We start from the raw sequence: 19,791 nt of genomic DNA, 5'->3' as shown, positions 1-19,791 counted from the left end.
GTTTTTCGACGCTTAAAAAACAGGATGATAAAATGCAAAATTGCCTGAAAATAGCTGTTTGAGAGCTTTTCCAGCGTTTCAAACAGCATTTTCAGGCAATTTATCAGAGAAAACCTTGAAAGTATCCCGGTTTCAGATCAGACTATATCACAAATCTTTACACATTCAGCCAAAGAAGCCAACGGCTCGCGCTTTGGAATGAATTCCTGCGCGACAAATCCTTTGTACCCGGTTTCAACAATCGCTTTCATGATCGCAGGGTAATACAACTCCTGACCTTCGTCGATTTCGTTGCGGCCCGGGACTCCGCCGGTGTGGTAATGGCCGATGTATTTGTGGTATTGCTTAATGGTCGCGATCACGTCGCCTTCCATGATCGACATGTGGTAAATGTCGTAAAGCAATTTGAAATTTTCGGAACCCACCATCTCGCAAAGTCCGGCGCCCCAGGCGGTATGATCACACATGTAGTCACGGTGATTGACTTTGCTGTTGAGCAATTCCATGATCATCGTAATACCGTACTTTTCAGCGGATGGCATCAGACGGCGCAGACCGATGGCACAGTTCCGCATACCGTCATAGTCGGACATCCCGCGACGGTTACCGGAAAAGCAGATGACCGTTTTGTAGCCGGCTTCTTTCAGTTTTGGAAAAAGGTCCTCGTAACTTTTGACGAGCTCGTCGTGCAGCGCCAGATCGTTGAAGCCTTTTTCGATTCCCATTCCTGCGCCGTTAGGCAGCGCGCACGTGAGTCCGTACTTTTTTAATGTCGGCCAGTCTTCTGGTCCAAGGAGTTCAATGGAAGTGATACCGATTTTCTTACATTCCTGTGCGAACGTGTCGAGCGGAATTTTTCCGTAACACCATTTACACACCGAGTGATTGATCTTACCATTGAGTTTAGTACCGAGTACGGATTCCGTTTTTGCAAAAACTTCCGAAATGGACATCACTCCGGCTGCGGCGGTTCCTGCGGCTATATTTTTTATTGCGTTTCTTCTGGTTGACATAATCTAAAGTATTGAATATCAGTACTAAGCAATATCGCAAATGGTAACCCCCTGCTTCAATGAAGCCAGATCGTCGCCGCGGCTAGGCACGAACTCCTGCCCTACGAATCCCTTGTAGCCGGTTTCTACAATGGCTTTCATAATCGATGGATAATAAAGTTCCTGGGTTTCGTCGATCTCATGACGGCCCGGCACGCCGCCCGTGTGATAGTGCGCAATGTACTTGTGGTATTTTTTGATCGTCGCGATCACGTCACCTTCCTGTATCTGCATGTGGTAGATATCGTAGAGTAGCTTAAACTTCTCAGAACCAACCGCTTCGCACAGGGCTGCACCCCACTCCGTCCGGTCGCACATATAATCTTTGTGATTGACTTTACTGTTCAAAAGCTCCATCACCAACGTCACATTATACTTTTCACAAGTCGGGATCAATTTGCGGATACCTTCGGCGCAGTTTCGGATGCCGTCATAATCCGACATTCCGCGGCGATTACCGGAGAAGCAGATAATCTTGTCGTAACCCGCCGCGCGCACTTTCGGGATCACATCTTCAAATCCTTTGATCAGCTCTTCGTGGTTTTTCGGGTCGTTGAACCCCTTATCAATGCTGCGGGTCAGTCCTTCGCCCCAGGGTAATGCACAAGTAAGCCCGTACTTTTTGATCACCGGCCATTCCTCCGGACCAAGCAACTCGATAGAGGTCAGCCCGATCTTCTTACATTCCTGCGCGAACGTCTCCAGTGGAATTTTACTATAACACCATTTGCATACGGAGTGATTAATCTTGCCGTTGAGCTGCGGCCCAAGCGCTTTTTCCGACGCAGCAAATGCCTGAGCGAGCTCGCTCGAAAACGTGCCCAACCCAGCTGCGGCAGCCATGTTTTTAAGCGCTTTTCTTCGATTTGAAAGTGACTTCATTTATTAGTTAACTATCTGATATAATATAAGTTAATTATTGCTTTGGGCCATAGCCCCTACCCTTTTTCACGCTTTGAACGCTTTGTTATATACGTTTTACTTTTGCCTCTATTTCCCGTTGCCGTATCCACAAAAAAAGTAGTGATGCTACCGGATCCATTTTTGCTTTGAAAGCATCAGGATCAACACGCAGCACCACTATCTTAAGCTTAATTAATTATAATCTACTCAAAAAATCGTTTGATCTATTTTCCGCTTTTCGGCGCGCCGGATTCGGAATAGATCGGGTTATTTTTGTTACCGCCAGCCATCAGATAAGCCACCAAGTCTCTCAGTTCGTTCGGGTTCAAACCGTTGATCAGGCCTGGGAGCATGATGGATACCGGAGAGATTTTGCTGGACACCACATCCTTCTTGGCCACTTTCCGGATTGTTTTCGGATCGAACGGGTTTTGTGACACATAATAAAAGTTGGCATCCTGGTTTACCTCACGGCCAACGATCGACTGTCCGTCTTTCATCTGGAACGAGATCGAAGCATATTGGTCAGATACCGCTTTGTCCGGTTCGATAATCGCTTCGAGCATATCTTTTACTGAGAAGCGGGTTCCCAACTGAGTCAGCTCAGGACCAACGTCAGCGCCTTCGCCCTGGATTGTGTGGCACCGGCTACAAAGCACAGCGGAGAAAATTTGCTTGCCGCGTTCGAAGTCACGGTTAGCGAGACTGTCTTTTACGAGTTCAACAGCCTGATCTACTTTCCATCCACGGCCTGGTCCTTTCGGGGTGTAGAGCTTCACCAGGTCGTTTCCTGTTCCTGTAAGTAGCTCAGATCCAGACAATTTGTTGTAATAAGCCACTTTGTCGCTTGGTACGTGTTTCAATGCGAGCTGACGAGCCTTGTCAATGAAGCCGATGTAGCTGCGTCCGCCCTGGTAGCTGAATGCCTTATGGAACCATTTGAAATACTCCTCGCGTGAAGCGGGTGTCCAGCCGGTTTTAGCGCTGCTCAACATGATCGCGTAGAAAGTCTGTTGCTGCGGCGGCATCTTTTCCAGGAGACCGGCCAGGTCGAGACCATATTGCGGGTTACGCAGGATCAGGTCGGCCGAAGCGGTTACCATTTCATTGTCCTTGTCATCGAACTTCTCGTTTTTCGCAATGAGCGCCAGAGTTTTTTCAACCACTTTCGGAGCCTCGATAGTTACGAGGATTTTCGCCAAGAATCTGTTCTGCAATGCGTTAGCAGACGGATATTTTGGGTTCAGGTAAGCAACCAAAGCAGCTTTCGTAGCGGCGTCAGGCTGACCAGTGCGGTAGAGGATTACTTCCACAGCACGCAAAAGCGCTTGTTTGTTCAGGTCGTCAAGTTTCGCGTAATCGATAGTCGTCAGTTTTTTCAAGAGCGGCCCTCCTACTTTTGTAGAATCCCCCTGGCGACCCAATGCAATAGCCGCATAAATGATCGACTGAGGATCCTTCTCTGCATAAACCTTAGCTTCCCACTGGCTCACAGGCTGGTGTTCGATGGCCAAACGACCGGCATAACGAAGGAAACGATCCGGGCTTTTCAGCAACGGCCAGGCCTGCTCGATCGCTTTCGGATCTTTCTTTACATGGTATTCTTCGATAGCTGTACGTTGCTTGTGCTCAGGTGTAATCACTGGCGTAACCGCATTCGATCCTGGTGCAATGTTTTTGTAATCACCATAATACACGCGGTAAAGGTCCGATTCCAAACGACGCCCCCCAGTCAGGAAGTACAGCGCACCGTCAGGGCCGATTGCACCGTCGGTCAACGGAAGCGGTGCTCCTGAAAGGAACTCTTCGTGATCAGCAGTGTAAGTAGAACCGCTCGGTTTCAGGTGCAAACCGTGGACAATACCAAAGCTCCAGTCGAATGCGAGCAAAGTGTTTTTGTACTTCGCAGGGAAGCGGGCGTCTTTCAGGTAAATCAGGTTCGTTGGAGATCCCTGCCCGATATTCATCACCGGTGAAAGGAAATCGGCAAATGCAGGCGACGTGTTGGCAGAACCTGTTCTCCAACCGAATTCGCCACCGCTTACCGCATGGCAAACACGTGTAGGACGATACCAGGGTGTTCCGAAGTCCCATTCCATATCCGAGTCATAGGCGAAAAGATCGCCTGCTTCGTTGAATGCGATATCATACGGGTTGCGGAAACCGGCTGTGTACAATTCCCAGTTTTTCCCTTCCGGATCGGTATGGGCAATCCAGCCGCCCGGTGCATGGCGGTCAGTTGCGTGGCCGCGCGGATCCTTGATGAACGGGAAAAGGTTATCGTTTTTCCAATTCGGCATCAAACGGTAGATATCCATTTTGGGCAGGTCGGTGAAGTTACCGGCTACTACAAAAAGCGATTTCTGATCCGGAGCCATCACAATGCTGTGCGGTCCGTGCTCGCCTTCGCCTGTCAGCGGTTTGATGAGCGTGATCTTATCGTATTGATCATTGTTGTCGGTATCCTGCAAACGGTACAAACCGCTGCCTTTCGGGAAGCGTGCGTTCGACCGGTTGTTGATCATCACGTAAAGGCTATTGAATGCGTAGAGCAAGCCGTGGGCATAGCCCATCGCCACTTTCGCGGTATCTCCTTCTATTTTAAGGACTTCAACCTGAGGTTTATCGGTAGAGCCGATCGCCGGCAGTACCAGACGGTACAGTCCGCCGTATTGGTCGGAAGTAATCATTCTTCCCTTGTTGTCGAACGTCATGGACACCCAGGAGCCGTTCTTCTCTTCCGAAACACTGTATAAATGATCGGCCTTGAAGCCTTCCGGGAGTTTCAGTTTGTCGACCTTTGAGCCGGGAGGACGGTGCTTGGCAGTTCGGTTACTTAGCATCACTCCACAGAAGACCCCTACGGCGAGCAGTACCGCGAGCGTCATCGGAAGTTTTAACCATTGTTTTTTTGTGTACATTTTACAGCTCAGAGTTTAAGTAAATATGATTGATAAAAAAGGATGAAGCGCCGGGATGTGTCTGATTGACGTAATTTGTTTCGTCTTAAATAAAGCAAACTAAAACTTTAAATAATCTGATATTGCAATATTAGATTGAAACATCCACGCTACTATCCTGTTCTGTGGGGTATCGGGCTGATAAGTATGTATATAATGGAAAAAGTGCAGCGAGCTCGCGCCTGCTGCACTTTTTTCATTCTTTTACATCCATCAGAAATGTGGCGTCAATGCAGCTTCAACAGCAGGAAGACCGTAGTAGTCGTCCAGAACCGTGAATGCATTGCTTGGCGGAACGGCGTCGGACGGGAAGTAGTAAGCTTGCGGATTTGCTTTCACTCTGGCCCCGTAGGCTCCGATAATCTCTTTCACGCGTCCCGTGCGGGTAAGGTCGAACCAGCGCTTGTTTTCGAAAGCCAGCTCTACCCTTCTTTCCTTGAAGATAGCCTCGCGCATATCCGCCTGCGACGCAGCCTTCGTAGCCGCCAGTCCGGCGCGCGTGCGTACCTGGTTCAGGTAGGTAGCAGCATCGGCAGGTTTACCCTGTTCGTTCAGAGCTTCGGCAAGGAAAAGCAATGTTTCTGCATAACGGTATACAGGCCAGTTCTGACCCGTGTTATTGTGCAGCGAATGCGTCCGGGCGTACTTTTTAATGTAAGGATACGTCTTGTTGGTAACCCGGCTTCCGCTCAATGTCACGTAGCCGATGGAAATATCCTTTCTTTTGTCACCGGTTTCATATGCAGCGATGATGTCAGGCGTCGGAATGTTGTTACTTTCCTGGGATGTGCCCTGCGGGTTGGATGTTCCGGTAATGGGTGCAATCTCCTGCGCTGTGATCGGTGAAGGAATGAAACGGTAGATCTGGTTGCCGTTGTACCCTGCCGATCCCTCCATATACTGGATCTCGAAGAGCGACTCCTTATTGTTCTTGTTGCCGCTGGTTGTCGAGAATGCATCGTTGTAATCAGGCATCAATGTGTACTGACCGCCGGATACGATTTCTTTCAGCAATGTCTCAGCCTGAGGCCATTTCTTTTGGGTAATATAAAGATTGGCCAGCAACATTTTAGCAGTTCCCGAAGTAACGCGTCCTGCCTCCTGGGTTGCCTTATCCAAAAGTCCCGCAGCAGCTTCCTTCGCATCCTTTTCGATCTGTGCGTAGAGATCTTCGGTAGTGGACAAAGGCAGCGGAGCATCATCACGGCCAGTAACCGGAACAAGGTGCATTGGAACTTTACCAAAGAGGCGAACGAGATCAAAATAGCAGAATGCACGCAGGAACAATGCCTGGCCTTTGAGATTGGCTTTGGAAGCAGCGTCAAAATCGACGCCGTCTATCAATGCCAGGATCTGGTTGGCGCGCGCAATAACCCTGAAATTCAGGCGGTATTGTACCAGCACGTTGTCGTTAGCTGTTACGCCATTTGCAGTAGGTACCGCGAAATCGGCTACGTTTTCTGTCGGGTCCACAGCGCCGTAGAGCGTGTTCCGGGCGTAATACGTATTGTCCGAGTGCATTTCTTCTAAAACCCAGGCTCGTTCGTTATACATCTGACGGAAGGGCTCGTATGCCGCGTTGACGGCTTGTTTGAAATCACTCTCGGAGGTGAAAAAATTATTGGAAGTCAATGCAGTTTCCGGGTTGACTGTCAGGAATTTATCCCCACATCCGGTCACCAAACCTGCTGCCAGAATCCAGGCCGCTATATATTTTGTTTTCATTTCTATCGGAATTAAGATGAGATGTTTTACAAGCTAGGGCTAGAAGTTCAGGTTCACACCCACCGTCCACGTACGTGGAACAGGATAGTTGGACAAATCCACACCTTGGCTCAGGTTGCCACCATCACCCTGTCCATCGCCTTGCGCGCTGGTTTCCGGGTTAGGTCCACCCCAATATTTTGTAAAAACATATACTTGCTGAACGCTGGCATAAAGGCGGGCCGACTTGAAGAACTTGTTGATTCCGCCCACGTTGTATCCCAGCGTAATGTTCTTGATCGTAAAGTAAGAAGCATTAGCGAGGAAGTGCGAACTGTTCCAGTCACGTTCCACACCGGTGTAAGTACCGCCATTGTTCGTAGCGCCATACATACCTTTACCGGGGGTTATCACAGTCTGCGCTTCGGGTTTACCCGTTACAGGATTCGGACCGTTTTTCACACGGAACCGGTCTTTAGCTCCTGCTACCATATTGAATACCCCATCGAGGTTGGCTGTGCTGTACAAATGGCGTACCCAAAGCTGATTACCCTGTGAACCGGAGCCAACGATTGAAAAATCCCAATTGCCGTAGCTGAGGTTGTTCGTGATACCATAAGTAAATTTCGGGAAGGGGCTGCCGATAATTGTACGGTCATCATTGTCACCGCCGTTGGTGATCAGCTTATCGCCATTGATATCCTTGTACTTAATGGTACCGATAGCCGATCGACCCGGGATGATTGGCGAATTGGCCAGTTCTTCCTGACTCATGTAGAAACCTTCCTTAACCAGACCGTAGAATTGACCGAACGGCTGACCCACCTGCGTAATATGGAATGTACCATACACACGGTCGATACCGGGAGCCAATTCCATTACCTTATTCCGGTTAAACGAAATGTTGGCATTGGTTGTCCATTTGAGTTTGCCTACAAGGTTGCGGGTAGTCAGGCCGAACTCGTGTCCCCAGAATTTGATCTCTCCGATGTTATCATTGTAGTTGGAAAAACCAGACTCCTGTGGAACCTGAACTGCGTAAAGCAGGTTCGTGGTACGTTTTGTGTAGAAATCGTAAACCAACTGGATACGGTCGTTAAACATACCAAGGTCCAGACCTGCGTCGAATTGCTTGGTTGTTTCCCAGCCCAGATTACGGTTAGCAAGTGAAGTAACCGCTGCACCTGTTGCCACATTCGAACCGTTGACGATGTTGATCGTGTTGCTAACCAGACCGTATTGGGTGTAGTTACCGATGTTGTTGTTACCGATCACACCGAAACTGGCGCGGAGTTTTGCAAAAGATACTTTTGGCATCGTCTGCATGAAATTTTCATCCGAAACAACCCAGCCAACGGATGCCGAGGGGAAAGTACCCCAACGGTTATCAGCACCGAAACGGGAAGAACCATCGGCACGTAACGCAGCCGTAAACAGGTATTTACCTTTGTAGTTATAGGTCAAACGTGAAATGTAAGACATCAATGCCCACTCATTGGCCCCATTGAATGTGTTGGAACCGGAAATACCATTTACGTTGAAGGAGCCCCCACGGTCGATGTTGATCGCACCCTGGATAGTCGGAAGGCGGTCGTCCGTGTAAGTGTTGGCTGTAATACGGTCAAATTCCTGACGGAATCTTTGAAGCGTAACCCCACCCAGCAACTCAAAATTGTGCTTTTCGTTGAAGCTATGGTTGTATGTTGCAAGGTTTTCATTCAACCATGAAAAGTTCTGATAGTTCTGACGGATCGAAACAGCTGTCGTCGGAATCGCAACGTTGATATTGCTGGTAGCTGTCGATGGGTTGAAGAAGAAGAACTTGTTACTCTCCATCTCAACATTCAACGTCGATTTCAGTGTCAGGCCCTTAATTGGCGAGTACTGAAGGTATGTGTTACCCAGCAATTTGTTGATCTTCGTTTCATTGGTAAGCTCGTTCGCTGCACGCACCCAGTTCGGGTAGGCGAAGATATTACCCGTAGCATCAGGAAAGCGGTTGAATTTCGTAAGTTCTCCATTTGCATCGCGTATAGGCATAACCGGCCATGTGTGCAATGCATTAAAAAGAACGCCCGTACCGCGGTCACCATCCGTTCTCGGGGTATTGTCGTAAACGAACTGAGGGGCTACATTGAAACCGATTTTTACTTTGCTCGAAATATCATATTCGGTATTCATCCGCAGAGAGTAGCGCTTGTAATTGTTGTTAAGCACTACCCCTTTCTGATTGAATACACCCGCTACGAGCGATGTACGCATATTCTCTTTGTTGGAGCTTACCGTCAGGTTGTAGCTCTGGATGGGCGCAGTACGAAGCAATGCATCGTACCAGTCGTTGTTTTTGCCGCGGTAATCCTCCGGATGTTCAAATTCCTTTGGTACCGTTTTGTTTTCATCCTCATACATCTCCTTCTTGAATTGTGCGAATTCTTCGGCATTCAGCATTTTGATGCGTCCTCTCATTGGCACCTTCTGAATACCTGCATAAGCGTTGACGCTCACAGACATCTTGCCGGGTGTTCCCCGTTTGGTAGTAATCAGTACCACACCATTAGCTGCCCGCGAACCGTAAAGTGAAGTCGAAGCAGCATCTTTCAGAATGGTAATGTCCTCTATTTCATCCGGGTTCATCTGGCCGATGGTACCGGTGATCGGGAAGCCATCGATTACATAAAGCGGATCGCTACCGGCTGTTACCGATACCTGGCCGCGGATACGTACCGACATCCCTTGCCCCGGCTTACCGGTGGTCTGGTTGATCTGCACACCGGCAAGGCGTCCTTGCAGTTTTTGAGTAACCTGCGATACCGGAATATCTTTCAGCTCCTCACTTTTTACGGTTTGGACCGCACCGGTAATTTCTTTTTTCAACTGGCTACCGTAGCCCACTACCACCACTTCGGTAAGTGCTTTGGCATCGGTGGCAAGTTTAATATCCACCGTAGACGCTGCCCCCAGAGGTACTTCCTGCGTAAGGAAACCTACGGAAGAGAAAATGAGGACACCGCCTCTGTCAGGGACATTGATGGAGTACACGCCTTCCGCGTCGGATACGGTTCCAATGGTAGTGCCTTTAAGTACCACACTCACACCCGGTAGTTTTTCACCGGTGTCGTCGGTAACCCTTCCCTTGATTGTCCGGTCGGCGGTGATGTTGCTACTTACCACCAGCGGGTTAAGATTCAAACTATTATCGGCCATCGCGTTGAATCCGCAAGCAACTCCAATGAGCGCCTGGCCCACCGAAAGTTTCAGGATCGAATTCAATCGGGCACCATAAAGGGATTGTCGAAATTGATTCATAAGCTTCATTTTTAGATTTAGTAATTAGCAGAGGCCCCGGAGCATTGTCTGAAACGCCCGGGTAGCGGGGTTAATCGGTTAAGCTTTGTATTCTCATAGTCATCGGTTTAAGTGAATAATTGTCGGGATTGGGGAAAAACAGCGTTCAGGTATGTAAAAAAACGGTGTTGTCTGATCACGAAACGGATGGCTTCCCTGCGTGTAAACAGGCCTGGAAGCTGGCAGATCTATCGTTGATGAAGATTTTGAAATACTTTAAGAAATAAATGTCTTTGTGACGCATAAAAGACAATTATTCATGCTTAAAGTAACATTTATGCAATAGTAGAACGATTGCCAGAACAGACTGTCCTGCTCTGTCTGGTTTTGATTAATATTTCATTAACATGAGTTTTTTGGATATATCTTATATATGGCAAAGGAATGCCGTCCGTTCGCGGTAAGGCGATGGTCTTCAATATAGGATACGAGGCAGGTGAGGTAGTAAGAAATATGTCCGCCGGAAAGCTGGCTATCAGCATGTTCCGGCGGATCAAGTAGGTAAAATCAAATGAGCAGCTCTTTCACCGCGAGGCCTTTTCCATCAGGTGTTGTATAAAACGGCCGCTTTTCGATTTCGTACTGGGTATCCGGCGGAATACCTAATGCGTGGTAGATCGTTTGGTGGATGCCGTCGATCTTAACAGGATTTTCAATGGTCTTGCAGGGGCGTTCATCGGCAGTCTTGCCGTAGACAAACCCTTTTTTGATACCGCCGCCGAACATGAGCATTGAGCAACCGTCGGTGAAATGGCGGTGCATGCCGTAGAATTTGAGATCCGAAAGAATGTCGGGCTGGGCAACCTGCTCTTTCACTTTGGCGTCAGGACGCCCTTCCACCATCATATCGCGGCTGAACTCGCTCGCCAACACGACCATCGTACGATCGAGCAGGCCTTTCTCATCAAGGTCTTTAATGAGCTGGGCAATCGGCCCGTCGATTTGTTTCTTCATATCCTGCAAGCGGGTGTGCCCATTTTCATGCGTATCCCAACCTTTGAATGGCTCGTACTCAGTGGTGACACTGATGAAGCGTGCACCCTGTTCAGTGAGCCGGCGGGCGAGCAGGCAACCGAGCCCGAAGCGGCCGGTATTGTAAATGTCGTAGCTCTTCTTAGGCTCGGTACTGAGGTCGAACGCTTTCGATTCCGGTGAATTGAGCAATGCATAGGCTTGTTCCATGGATCGTTTCAGCGACTCACGCTGGTAATCGCTGCCGAACTCTCCTACCGGACTGTTATTGATGAGCTCATTGTACAACTGGTTCCGGCGTTCGAATCGCTTCGCGTCCATGCCCACGGGCGGCCGCACACTTTCGAGGCCCTGGCTGGGGTCGGGAATGAAGAACGGCCCGAACTCGTTGCCGAGAAAGCCAGCTGTGTGGAATGCTTTGAGCTCTTCCGCCTCACCTACCGTGAATCGCTGACCAATGTCGATGAACGCCGGGATGACCGGATTTTTCGGTCCGAGCTCCTTCGCGATCCAGGAACCCATGTGCGGTGCGGCCACGGTTTGCGGTGGCTCATAGCAGGTGTGCCAATGGTACTGATGACGCGAATGAAGGATGTGTCCCATGTCGGCCGCGACGTACGAACGGATCAGCGTTCCTTTGTCCATCACCTGCCCTATCGATTGCAAACCATCCGAGAAATGGATGCCGTCGAGCTTGGTGGGGAATGATTTGAATGTGCTCAAAACGCGGTTGCCTTCCATGTCTTTTTCGAACGGCGTATAGGCTTTCGGGTCGAAAGTTTCGGTGTGCGCCATGCCGCCTGCCATCCATAAAAGTATCACCGTGTCCGCCGAAGAATTGGCTCCTGCCTTGCCCCGGCATGAGGTAAGCAGGTTTGATATGGGTGCTCCCGCTGCCAAAGCAGCCATCGTAGCGGCGCTGGCCCGTTGCAGAAACTCCCTCCTATTCCATTGGATATTCATTTCTTATTTTATTTTAAATGATTGTATGTCAAGAGTTTGATATTATTTGCATTTTATACTTTAAATACTTTTAATATTTATAATTAATACTGAAAATTTCATTCTTTATATACATTATAAATGTTTGTACTGTATTTAAAGTGCTATTCATTTGATATTTTAAATACGGATTATTTGTATTATACATTTAATATATCAACTGAAACTCGGGTACCAGCGCAATCGCCCAGACAAGGTCTTGGATACCTTCTTCGCTCGGCGTTGGGCCGAGGATTTTTTTCGCTGCCGCAAGCTCCTTCGGCACCGGGGAACGGCCTAATGCCTTTCGGTAAAGTGCGGTCACGAGCGAGTCCGATGTCGGGTATTGCGACTTCCATACCTTCGATCCGGCTTTGAGGGTTTCCGTGAATTTCGAGCCGTTCGTAAGTTCCAATGCTTGGAGCAGGTTGGCCTGGGAAGTACGGCCGGTACTCACCGTCTCGCGGTTCGGGCGCCCGAGCGAAGTAAGGAAAGGGTCATTCTTTACAAACGCCGCGCGTGGGAATGGCAACCGAGACTGGATATCTTCCGGAAGCTTCTTCAATGCAAGTGCGGTGTCGGCATACATGGGCGTAAAGCTCGTGCTGATCGCGTCGGCGAACTGTTCGGCGGTAAGCCTTCTGCGTACCATGCCGGTAAACTTGAAATCGTTCGCCATCATATCGCCCGCGTCTTTCACCGACGTCGACGGCAGTTGGTAGGTCTTCGAGGTGACGATCGTGTAGATGAGCTTTTTGACATCATAGCCATTGGTCACAAAGTCGGACGCCAGCCAGTCGAGCAAGTCCTGGCTCCAAGGCAAATTATCCATGGCATCCACAGGCTCAACAATGCCGCGGCCCATTAGCTGCGCCCACACGCGGTTTACGAGCGTGCGATACAATCTTCCGTCTTTCGGCTGCACCAGGAAGTCGGCCAGCTGGCGGAGGCGTTTTTCAGTACTTGCATTCACTTCGATTTCACCCAATTCCGGGTAGAGCATGCGGGTTCCCGCGATTTTGCCCGTAGGCTTGTCGCAGCGGTTGATTTCAAGCAGGGTGTCCGCAAAGATATTGGCAAATGCATAAGCGTCGGCCAGTTTCCAATCGCTGATGAAGCTATCGTGACAGGACGCACATTTCAGGTTTAAACCCAAAAATACCTGGGCTACATTCTGGGCCGCCTGCATTTCGGTGCGCTGGCTGGAATTGATCGTCCCGCGCCATTTGATACCTTTAATAAAGCCTTCGGATTCCTTATTGGGGCTGATCAGCTCTTTCACGAACCAGTTGTAGGGCTTATTATCCAGCAAACTCGCGTAAAGCCATTTCGAAATACCGAAGCGCCCGCCGGTAATGTAGCCGGTTCCGTCGTAATCGTTCCGGAGTGCGTCGTTCCAGAATGTCATCCAGTGCTGGGCATAGGCGTCGTTTTGGGACAAGAGCTCTTTGGCAAGTAATTCACGCTTGTCGGGGCGGGTATCCGCTACAAACGCATCCACCTTTTCCGGGGCTGGAAGCAGTCCGATAATGTCGAGATAAACACGTCGAATGTAAGTGCGGTCGTCGACTACCGGTTTCCAGCTGCCCTTATTCTTTTGGAAATATGCATTTACAAAAAGATCCACAGGCTTGTTGAGCTCGGTCGTAGCGGCGGGTACCTGCGGCGTACGCGGCGCAAGATCTGCCACACGGTAAATGCTTTTTTCTTTGCCATCGGGCCAAGGAGCACCTTTTTCAATCCAGAATTGGAGTAGTTTTACTTCCTTCTCCGTCAGGCGCTTGCCTTTGGTGGGCATCGCTTCCTTGTGGCCTTTGGGCAATGAAATACGGCGGATTAGCTCACTTTTGTCGGGATGATTCGGAACAACTACCACGCCGTGCTCGCCGCCTTTCATAATGGCGTCTTTGCTATCGAGCCGCAGCTCGCCTTTCATTTTGGCTTCGCCGTGACAGCTATAACAGTTGTGTGCCAGGATCGTCCTGACTTCCACATTGAGATTCTGTATTTGTTCCGGGGTTAATGCACCATTGTTGGTCAGCACGAAATCGGCTTCGGTTTCTCCTTCCGGCTCCACCGTTTTGTCGGCGCCGGGCAGTACGCTGGTGAGATAATCTTCACCGTGGGTAAGCATAGCGCCGTAATGGCCTGCAAATGAAACGCCGAATACGGTGGTGAGCAACAGCCCACGGAACAGGCTCCTGTTGCCGGAACGCAAAGTAAATACCGTAACGAGGGAAAGCACCATTGTGGCGATTCCAGCCCAGCGGTGGATTTCGAGATTGGTACCGCTGGAATCTTCGGAGCCGGCGAGTAGCAGGCCGAACACTACGGCCAGCACTGCGCTTCCCGCGCTCACCCATGTGATAATGCGCGTGCCATCGCGCAGGACGGTCGATTTGTGCTTCCAGTCGATGAGTTCAAAAAGCAATGCAATGCAGAGAAGTCCAATGGGGAAATGGACCAGTAAGGGGTGCAATCGTCCTAAAAATTGCCAAAGCCAGAAAGTTTCGGTTGCTTGGAGTAACACAAGTTCAAGGGGTTAGTGGTTCAGGAATACCTGCGGCGGTATTCCGCAATCATACAATACTAAAATGCAGCGAAGTGAATAGTATCCTGTGCTGTCTTGTTATGAATAATAAATATTCATGATTTTCTAAAAAGGTTTATATAAATAGTGATTGAGCTACTGCATTGGCTATTAGAATTATAACGAGATTTTTCATGGATTAGTTATAAAATTTAACAGGAGAGGCATATGGAATGTCTCTCCTGTATGTTCAAATCGCTCACACGGATCAATAACCCGGGTTTTGGATCAGCTTAGCGTTGATCAGGATCTGTGGTGCCGGCAGAGGGAGAACGTACTCATTCTCGGTGTAGACGTAGTCCGTCGAGTTAAATGGCACATTGCCCCGGTCGACAGTCGGTTTCGCACGCTCCTGCGCACCGTGCGCATTCATGAATGCCGCCCATTCAGCCGGTGTTTTGGTCCTTTTCAAATCAAACCAGCGGTGGTTTTCAAATGCCAGTTCCAATCTCCTCTCTTTCAAAACTGCTGTCCTGAACGCCGCCTTATCTGCAATGGCGAGTTCTTCGAGTCCCGCACGTTTCCGGACTTGGTTCAGATAGCCCAGCGCTTCTGCGGTCGGCCCGGACTGCTCGTTAGTCGCTTCTGCCAACATCAGTAGGACATCGGCATAGCGCAGTACCGGCCAGTTGGTGTTAGTACGGCTCACGATCGTATGCGGGTAGTTGTATTTCGATACGTATGGCACCGGATACACTTTTCCATCCAGCGTGAAGCTGGTTTTCAGGGAAATGTCTTTCCGGAGATCCCCTTTTTCATAGGCCGCCATAATGTCGTTGGTAGGCACGTTCCGCCCGCCGTTTGCACCTGCCGCATAGCCGGTTACCGCTCCTTTTGAAATCCGCGGTGCAAAAACATACTGAAAGTTGCTCCACTCGCCGAGGTCGTTATCCCCCTGATACTGAATCTCGAAGATAGATTCAATACCGTTTTTCTTGGCGGGCGCGGGGTCAAAATTGTCGGCATAATTCGCATTCAGTGCATAGCCAAGCTTCGTTACTTCTTTCAGTGTTGCCAGGGCATCGGCGTATTTCTTTTGCGTCAGATACGCCTTGCCGAGTAAGCTCAGCGCCGCACCTTTGGTCGCACGACCTTTGTCCGCAGCGGCGGTATATTTCTCAGGCAATCCTGCGGCGGCATCTTTCAAATCCTTCTCGATTTGCGCCCAGGTTTCCGCTTCCGTCGACCTTACCAGATCGAATGCGGGATCCGGAACAGACAGTGTGGAGGTGACGATGATCACGCCGCCAAAGTACTGTACCATATTGAAATACATGTAGCCCCGAAGGAATTTCAGCTGCGCTTGCACTTCCTTTCTGCCGGTTTCGCTCATCGTCGCATCCACCATCTTTTCCAGGGTCAGGTTGCAGTTGTACAAAGTGGCGTAATACCCGTTCCAGAGGTTAGCGATCTCCCCGTTGCCGGAGTTGACGGTCCCGAATTCGAATGCTTCCCAGCTTCCCGCACCACCGCGATCTGCGGGGTTGAGGTCCACAGTGGTGTTGTCCGTCTGGAACTCTCCGAACAAATACCCGGTGTTTGTCAGCGTCTGTACACCGCCGTACACGCCGTTCAATGCCTGTTTTACCTGGTCTTCATTTTTGTAAAACAAATTCACCCCTACCTTCGTCGGATCCGACTGGTTGAGAAAGTCTTCGCTGCACGAAGACGCGAGCGTTGCGAGGAGCATAAGCCCTGCTGCTGTTATTCTATTCATCTTGATGCGATTTAGAAGTTGATCTTGATACCAGCCGAAAAGGTTCTTGGAACAGGGTACGATTCGTCATCGTTGTTGAGCTCCGTTCCGCCTCGCACGCCTGCATCCGGGTTGTTGCCGGGATACTTGGTGATAATCAGCAGGTTTGCTGCATTGATAAATACCCTTGCGTCGGAAAGCACTCCTTTCACTTTCGGGAAAGTATAGCCGATCGTGATGTTTTTGATCCAGGTATGCGTGCCATCGTAAACATAACGATCACTACTCTCGCGCGACCATTTGAAGTAATCCGTTCCGCCTTGTGAATGCTTATCGTTGGGGTTTGGCCCGGGGTTTTCGGGCGAACGCCAGCGGTCCTTCGCTTTTTCGAGCACGTTGAATACCCCATCCATATTCATGGTCGAGGCTTCGATGTTGCGGTAAACGTCGAACTTGTAGGCGCCCATCAGCAAGATATTGAAATCGAATGCCTTATAATCTCCTCCTACTGTCCATGCCCAGTTGAATTTGGGGTTCGGGTTACCGATTTCCGTCATGTCTTTCGTGTCGTAGGATACGATTCCGTCAGGACCTCCGTCGGGGTTTCCGTGCAAATCTGCGAACTTCATCGCACCAGGCACCGCACCCTCTTGTACCGGCGATTCGTTGATCTCCTTCTGGGTGTTGAAAATGCCGATTTTCTTGTAGCCGAAGATCATCCCGATCGGCCGGCCGACTTGCTGGATGTTATAGCCTCCGTATTGACTTCCGTACAACAAGAAGTCGTTCTGCCCGCGTATTGCCAGTACTTTGTTCCGATTGAAAGTAATGTTAGCATTGGTTCTGAGGTTAACTTTCCCTACGCGGACACGGTAGTTAACAGCCAGCTCGATACCTTTGTTCTGTACTTTTCCCAGGTTTTTGAGCGTAGAGGTAAAGCCCGAAACCGCCGGAATGCTGTAAGGAAGCAACATGTCGTCTGTAATTTTCTTGTAATATTCAAACGTGAAAACCAGCCGGTTATCGAATGTAGCAAGGTCGAAACCAATATCGGTCTGATTCGATTTTTCCCATGTCAGCTCAGGGTTTGCGAAGCGTGTAACCGTTTTACCGGAAGCCAGGGAATTGTTGAATATGTAATTGTTCAAACCTAGGAAAGCCAGGCTCGCATAGTTGCCGTCATCGCCTGCATTTTGTCCGATACCAAAGTTGTTGTTGGCGCTGACGTTGTAGCTGTTGTTACCTGTCATACCCCAGCTAGCCCGCAATTTAAGATCATTCAGCCATGCCGCTTTGGGCATAAACTGTTCCTCGGAGAGACGCCAGCCAACGGATGCCGCAGGGAAATTGCCGAACTGATGCCCTTCGCTAAACCGTGAGCTACCCTCGCGGCGGAAGCTCGCGGAAAGCAGGTATTTGTCTTTGAAAGCATAGTTCAGCCTTGCCAGGTAGGCGATCATCGTCCACTTTCTTTCGATGGAGTTGGACGACCGAATACTACCAACACCCAGGTAGGGAGTCAGGTCGTCCGGAAACGTGTTAGCTGAGCCGTAAAGGCCCTTCACGACCTCCTGCTGCGCCGAATAGCCCACCATTGCATCGATGTGATGGTTCGCTCCCAGGTTCACGTTGTACGTAAGTAATTGATCGGCAGCGAAGTTTTTCAGCTCTTCCGAGTCGTCGCGTTCGGTGGCAATGCGTGGCGGAGCACCATTGGAAAGCGTCGCGATGGCGTTTCCGATAGTCGAGGGAACATATTCTTTATAGGTATTATAATTGATTTTCGCATTCACGGATGAGCGGAATTTCAATCCGGGAAGAATGTTGAACTCCACATATCCGTTAGCCAGTACATCCGCGATGTTCCGATTCCGCTTGACGTTTTTGAGCACATACAATGGATTGGGGAAGCCGAATATGTCACCGACCCCAATGTGGTAAGGGATCAGCTCGCCTTTTTCGTCATACGCCGGCCGCCGCGGATCGCTGATCAGCGAGAGACCGACCAACGCACTGCGGCCGTCGGTGCTGGCGAGGCTGGATTTGGAATAGCTTCCCGCGACATTCATCCCCATTGATATGAACTTGTTGATATCACCAAAAAGGTTGGTCCTCACCGAAGCCCTGTCGTACCCGGTATATTGCAGCGCACCATCCTCTTTGTAGTAGCCCAAAGAAACGACCGATTTGATAGGCCCTTTACCCGAAGATAAAGTAACATTTGCGTCCTTGTAAGGTGCATTGTTGTTCAATATCAGATCGAACCAGTTGGTGGAGTACTGGGTTTCGGAAGGTTTTCGAAAATCGGCTGGTATCTGTTCCTCAGTAGGTTGCACGCCATTTTTCAGTACATATCTGCCGATGTAGACTTCTTTCAGAAACTGTGCGAAGTCGGGTCCGTTCAGCACTTTCGTTTTGCGCGATTCGGGCACGTTCTGAATACCATAATCGAAGGACACGCTGAGATTCGTTTTCCCCTCTTTCGCGGACTTTGTGGTAATAAGTACTACGCCGTTCGAGCCCCGTGCTCCATAAATTGCCGTTGAAGCGGCATCTTTCAGCACCGATATGGTTTCAATATCGTTGGGGTTAAGGTTTTGGCCGACTGAAATACCGACCGGGAAACCGTCAATTACATAGAGTGGATCACTACCGGCACCCAATGAGCTGATACCGCGTACTTTTACTTCAAACTGTTGGCCGGGCGTACCACTCTTTTGTTTAATGATGACGCCGGGAGCTTGTCCCTGGATCATGCGGGTCACGTTGGATTTGGGTACCTCTCCAATGTCTTCTATACTAATGACGGATACAGCAGAAGTAATGTCGCGCTTGCGCTGGGTACCATAACCCACCACGACTACTTCTTCCAATGCTTTGTTATCCACGGCTAATTGAATGTCCAAAGAGGTCTGATTTCCCACTGTAATCTCTTTTGGTACGTACCCGACGAAAGAGAAAACTAAAACCGGGCTGCCTGTTTCAGGAACATTGATGTTGTAGCGGCCCTCGGTATCTGTTACAGTTCCGGTACTGGAGCCTTTCACAATGATACTTACACCCGGAAGTCCGGCGCCGTTTTCATCGGTAACTTTCCCACCCAGCGACCGGTCGGTGGTCGCCAGAATCGGGTCCTTCATGGGGGCTGCCGTCGCCGGGGCTTGATAGAAGCCTGCAATTGCAACGCCGAACAATACCTGGCCGAGCATCAGCTTTCGGAGCGGACGCAGCCCGGTATCGAATCTTAATTGTCGAGATTGATTCATACGTTCAGGATTGGAATAGTTAATGATTGAATAAGTAAAATGGGTTTCAAGCTTGGGATCTTTCCATAGGCAGTTGTTTGGGGTGGAACATGGTGGCCGAGCGGCCGGAACGGAATAATAAAATTCAAACATACCGGCGAGAGCCAAAATGTTTGACATTGAAGTACATATCACACACTATGCTTGATATGTACAATAAATGATTTGAATTATATCATTTTTACAATAGTATCGGTATTTGAATTCCATACTATCCTGTGCTGTCCGGTATACTACCAAAATTGTGAGTTGGACACAATTAAATTATTGTTGGCTTGCTAAT

At 49.5% G+C, this 19,791-nt stretch carries 9 protein-coding genes; all 9 read right to left on the bottom strand.

Annotated elements, in window-relative coordinates; genetic code table 11:
* Nucleotides 1–137: 137 nt before the first annotated feature.
* The 9 genes from CLV60_RS27680 to CLV60_RS27640 all read right to left on the bottom strand — a co-directional run bounded on the left by CLV60_RS27680 (nucleotide 138) and on the right by CLV60_RS27640 (nucleotide 19,469).
* Nucleotides 138–1,013 (bottom strand): hydroxypyruvate isomerase family protein, encoded by an 876-nt coding sequence (locus tag CLV60_RS27680; RefSeq protein ID WP_106598650.1) that lies wholly within the window; start codon nucleotides 1,011–1,013, stop codon nucleotides 138–140.
* Between the two features lie 24 nt (nucleotides 1,014–1,037).
* The gene (locus tag CLV60_RS27675; protein WP_229211153.1) at nucleotides 1,038–1,895 is read right to left on the bottom strand and encodes a hydroxypyruvate isomerase family protein; all 858 of its coding nucleotides are present in this window, start codon (nucleotides 1,893–1,895) and stop codon (nucleotides 1,038–1,040) included.
* 284 nt (nucleotides 1,896–2,179) lie between these two features.
* Nucleotides 2,180–4,876 carry a c-type cytochrome gene (locus CLV60_RS27670; RefSeq protein ID WP_106598648.1) on the bottom strand — a complete coding sequence of 899 codons (2,697 nt, stop codon included), beginning with the start codon at nucleotides 4,874–4,876 and terminating at the stop codon, nucleotides 2,180–2,182.
* A 252-nt stretch (nucleotides 4,877–5,128) separates the two neighbouring features.
* On the bottom strand, nucleotides 5,129–6,640 hold the full coding sequence (locus tag CLV60_RS27665; RefSeq protein ID WP_106598647.1) for a RagB/SusD family nutrient uptake outer membrane protein: 1,512 nt from the start codon (nucleotides 6,638–6,640) through the stop codon (nucleotides 5,129–5,131).
* Between the two features lie 39 nt (nucleotides 6,641–6,679).
* Complete coding sequence (locus CLV60_RS27660; protein WP_106598646.1) at nucleotides 6,680–9,925, bottom strand: SusC/RagA family TonB-linked outer membrane protein; 3,246 nt, start codon at nucleotides 9,923–9,925, stop codon at nucleotides 6,680–6,682.
* A 546-nt stretch (nucleotides 9,926–10,471) separates the two neighbouring features.
* Nucleotides 10,472–11,899, bottom strand: a complete 1,428-nt coding sequence (locus tag CLV60_RS27655) for a DUF1501 domain-containing protein (protein ID WP_106598645.1) — start codon at nucleotides 11,897–11,899, stop codon at nucleotides 10,472–10,474.
* Nucleotides 11,900–12,086: 187 nt separating this feature from the next.
* Entirely contained in the window at nucleotides 12,087–14,396 is a 2,310-nt protein-coding gene (locus CLV60_RS27650; protein WP_106598644.1) for a DUF1549 domain-containing protein, read from the bottom strand.
* Nucleotides 14,397–14,715: 319 nt separating this feature from the next.
* Nucleotides 14,716–16,224, bottom strand: coding sequence for a RagB/SusD family nutrient uptake outer membrane protein (locus CLV60_RS27645; protein WP_106598643.1), 1,509 nt, complete (start codon nucleotides 16,222–16,224; stop codon nucleotides 14,716–14,718).
* A gap of 11 nt (nucleotides 16,225–16,235) precedes the next feature.
* On the bottom strand, nucleotides 16,236–19,469 hold the full coding sequence (locus CLV60_RS27640; RefSeq protein WP_310589404.1) for a SusC/RagA family TonB-linked outer membrane protein: 3,234 nt from the start codon (nucleotides 19,467–19,469) through the stop codon (nucleotides 16,236–16,238).
* Nucleotides 19,470–19,791: the final 322 nt, after the last annotated feature.

The organism is Dyadobacter jiangsuensis (assembly GCF_003014695.1).
Classification (GTDB): domain Bacteria; phylum Bacteroidota; class Bacteroidia; order Cytophagales; family Spirosomataceae; genus Dyadobacter; species Dyadobacter jiangsuensis.
Note: the sequence above shows the minus strand (reverse complement) of the source record. Positions and strands in the feature narration are given on the sequence as shown.

Excerpts from the sequence above, each read along its gene's own strand:
- CLV60_RS27680 (WP_106598650.1), bottom strand. The coding sequence starts at position 1,013 with ATGTCAACCAGAAGAAACGCAATAAAAAATATAGCCGCAGGAACCGCC.
- CLV60_RS27675 (WP_229211153.1), bottom strand. The coding sequence starts at position 1,895 with ATGGCTGCCGCAGCTGGGTTGGGCACGTTTTCGAGCGAGCTCGCTCAG.
- CLV60_RS27670 (WP_106598648.1), bottom strand. The coding sequence starts at position 4,876 with ATGTACACAAAAAAACAATGGTTAAAACTTCCGATGACGCTCGCGGTA.
- CLV60_RS27665 (WP_106598647.1), bottom strand. The coding sequence starts at position 6,640 with ATGAAAACAAAATATATAGCGGCCTGGATTCTGGCAGCAGGTTTGGTG.
- CLV60_RS27660 (WP_106598646.1), bottom strand. The coding sequence starts at position 9,925 with ATGAATCAATTTCGACAATCCCTTTATGGTGCCCGATTGAATTCGATC.
- CLV60_RS27655 (WP_106598645.1), bottom strand. The coding sequence starts at position 11,899 with ATGAATATCCAATGGAATAGGAGGGAGTTTCTGCAACGGGCCAGCGCC.
- CLV60_RS27645 (WP_106598643.1), bottom strand. The coding sequence starts at position 16,224 with ATGAATAGAATAACAGCAGCAGGGCTTATGCTCCTCGCAACGCTCGCG.
- CLV60_RS27640 (WP_310589404.1), bottom strand. The coding sequence starts at position 19,469 with ATGAATCAATCTCGACAATTAAGATTCGATACCGGGCTGCGTCCGCTC.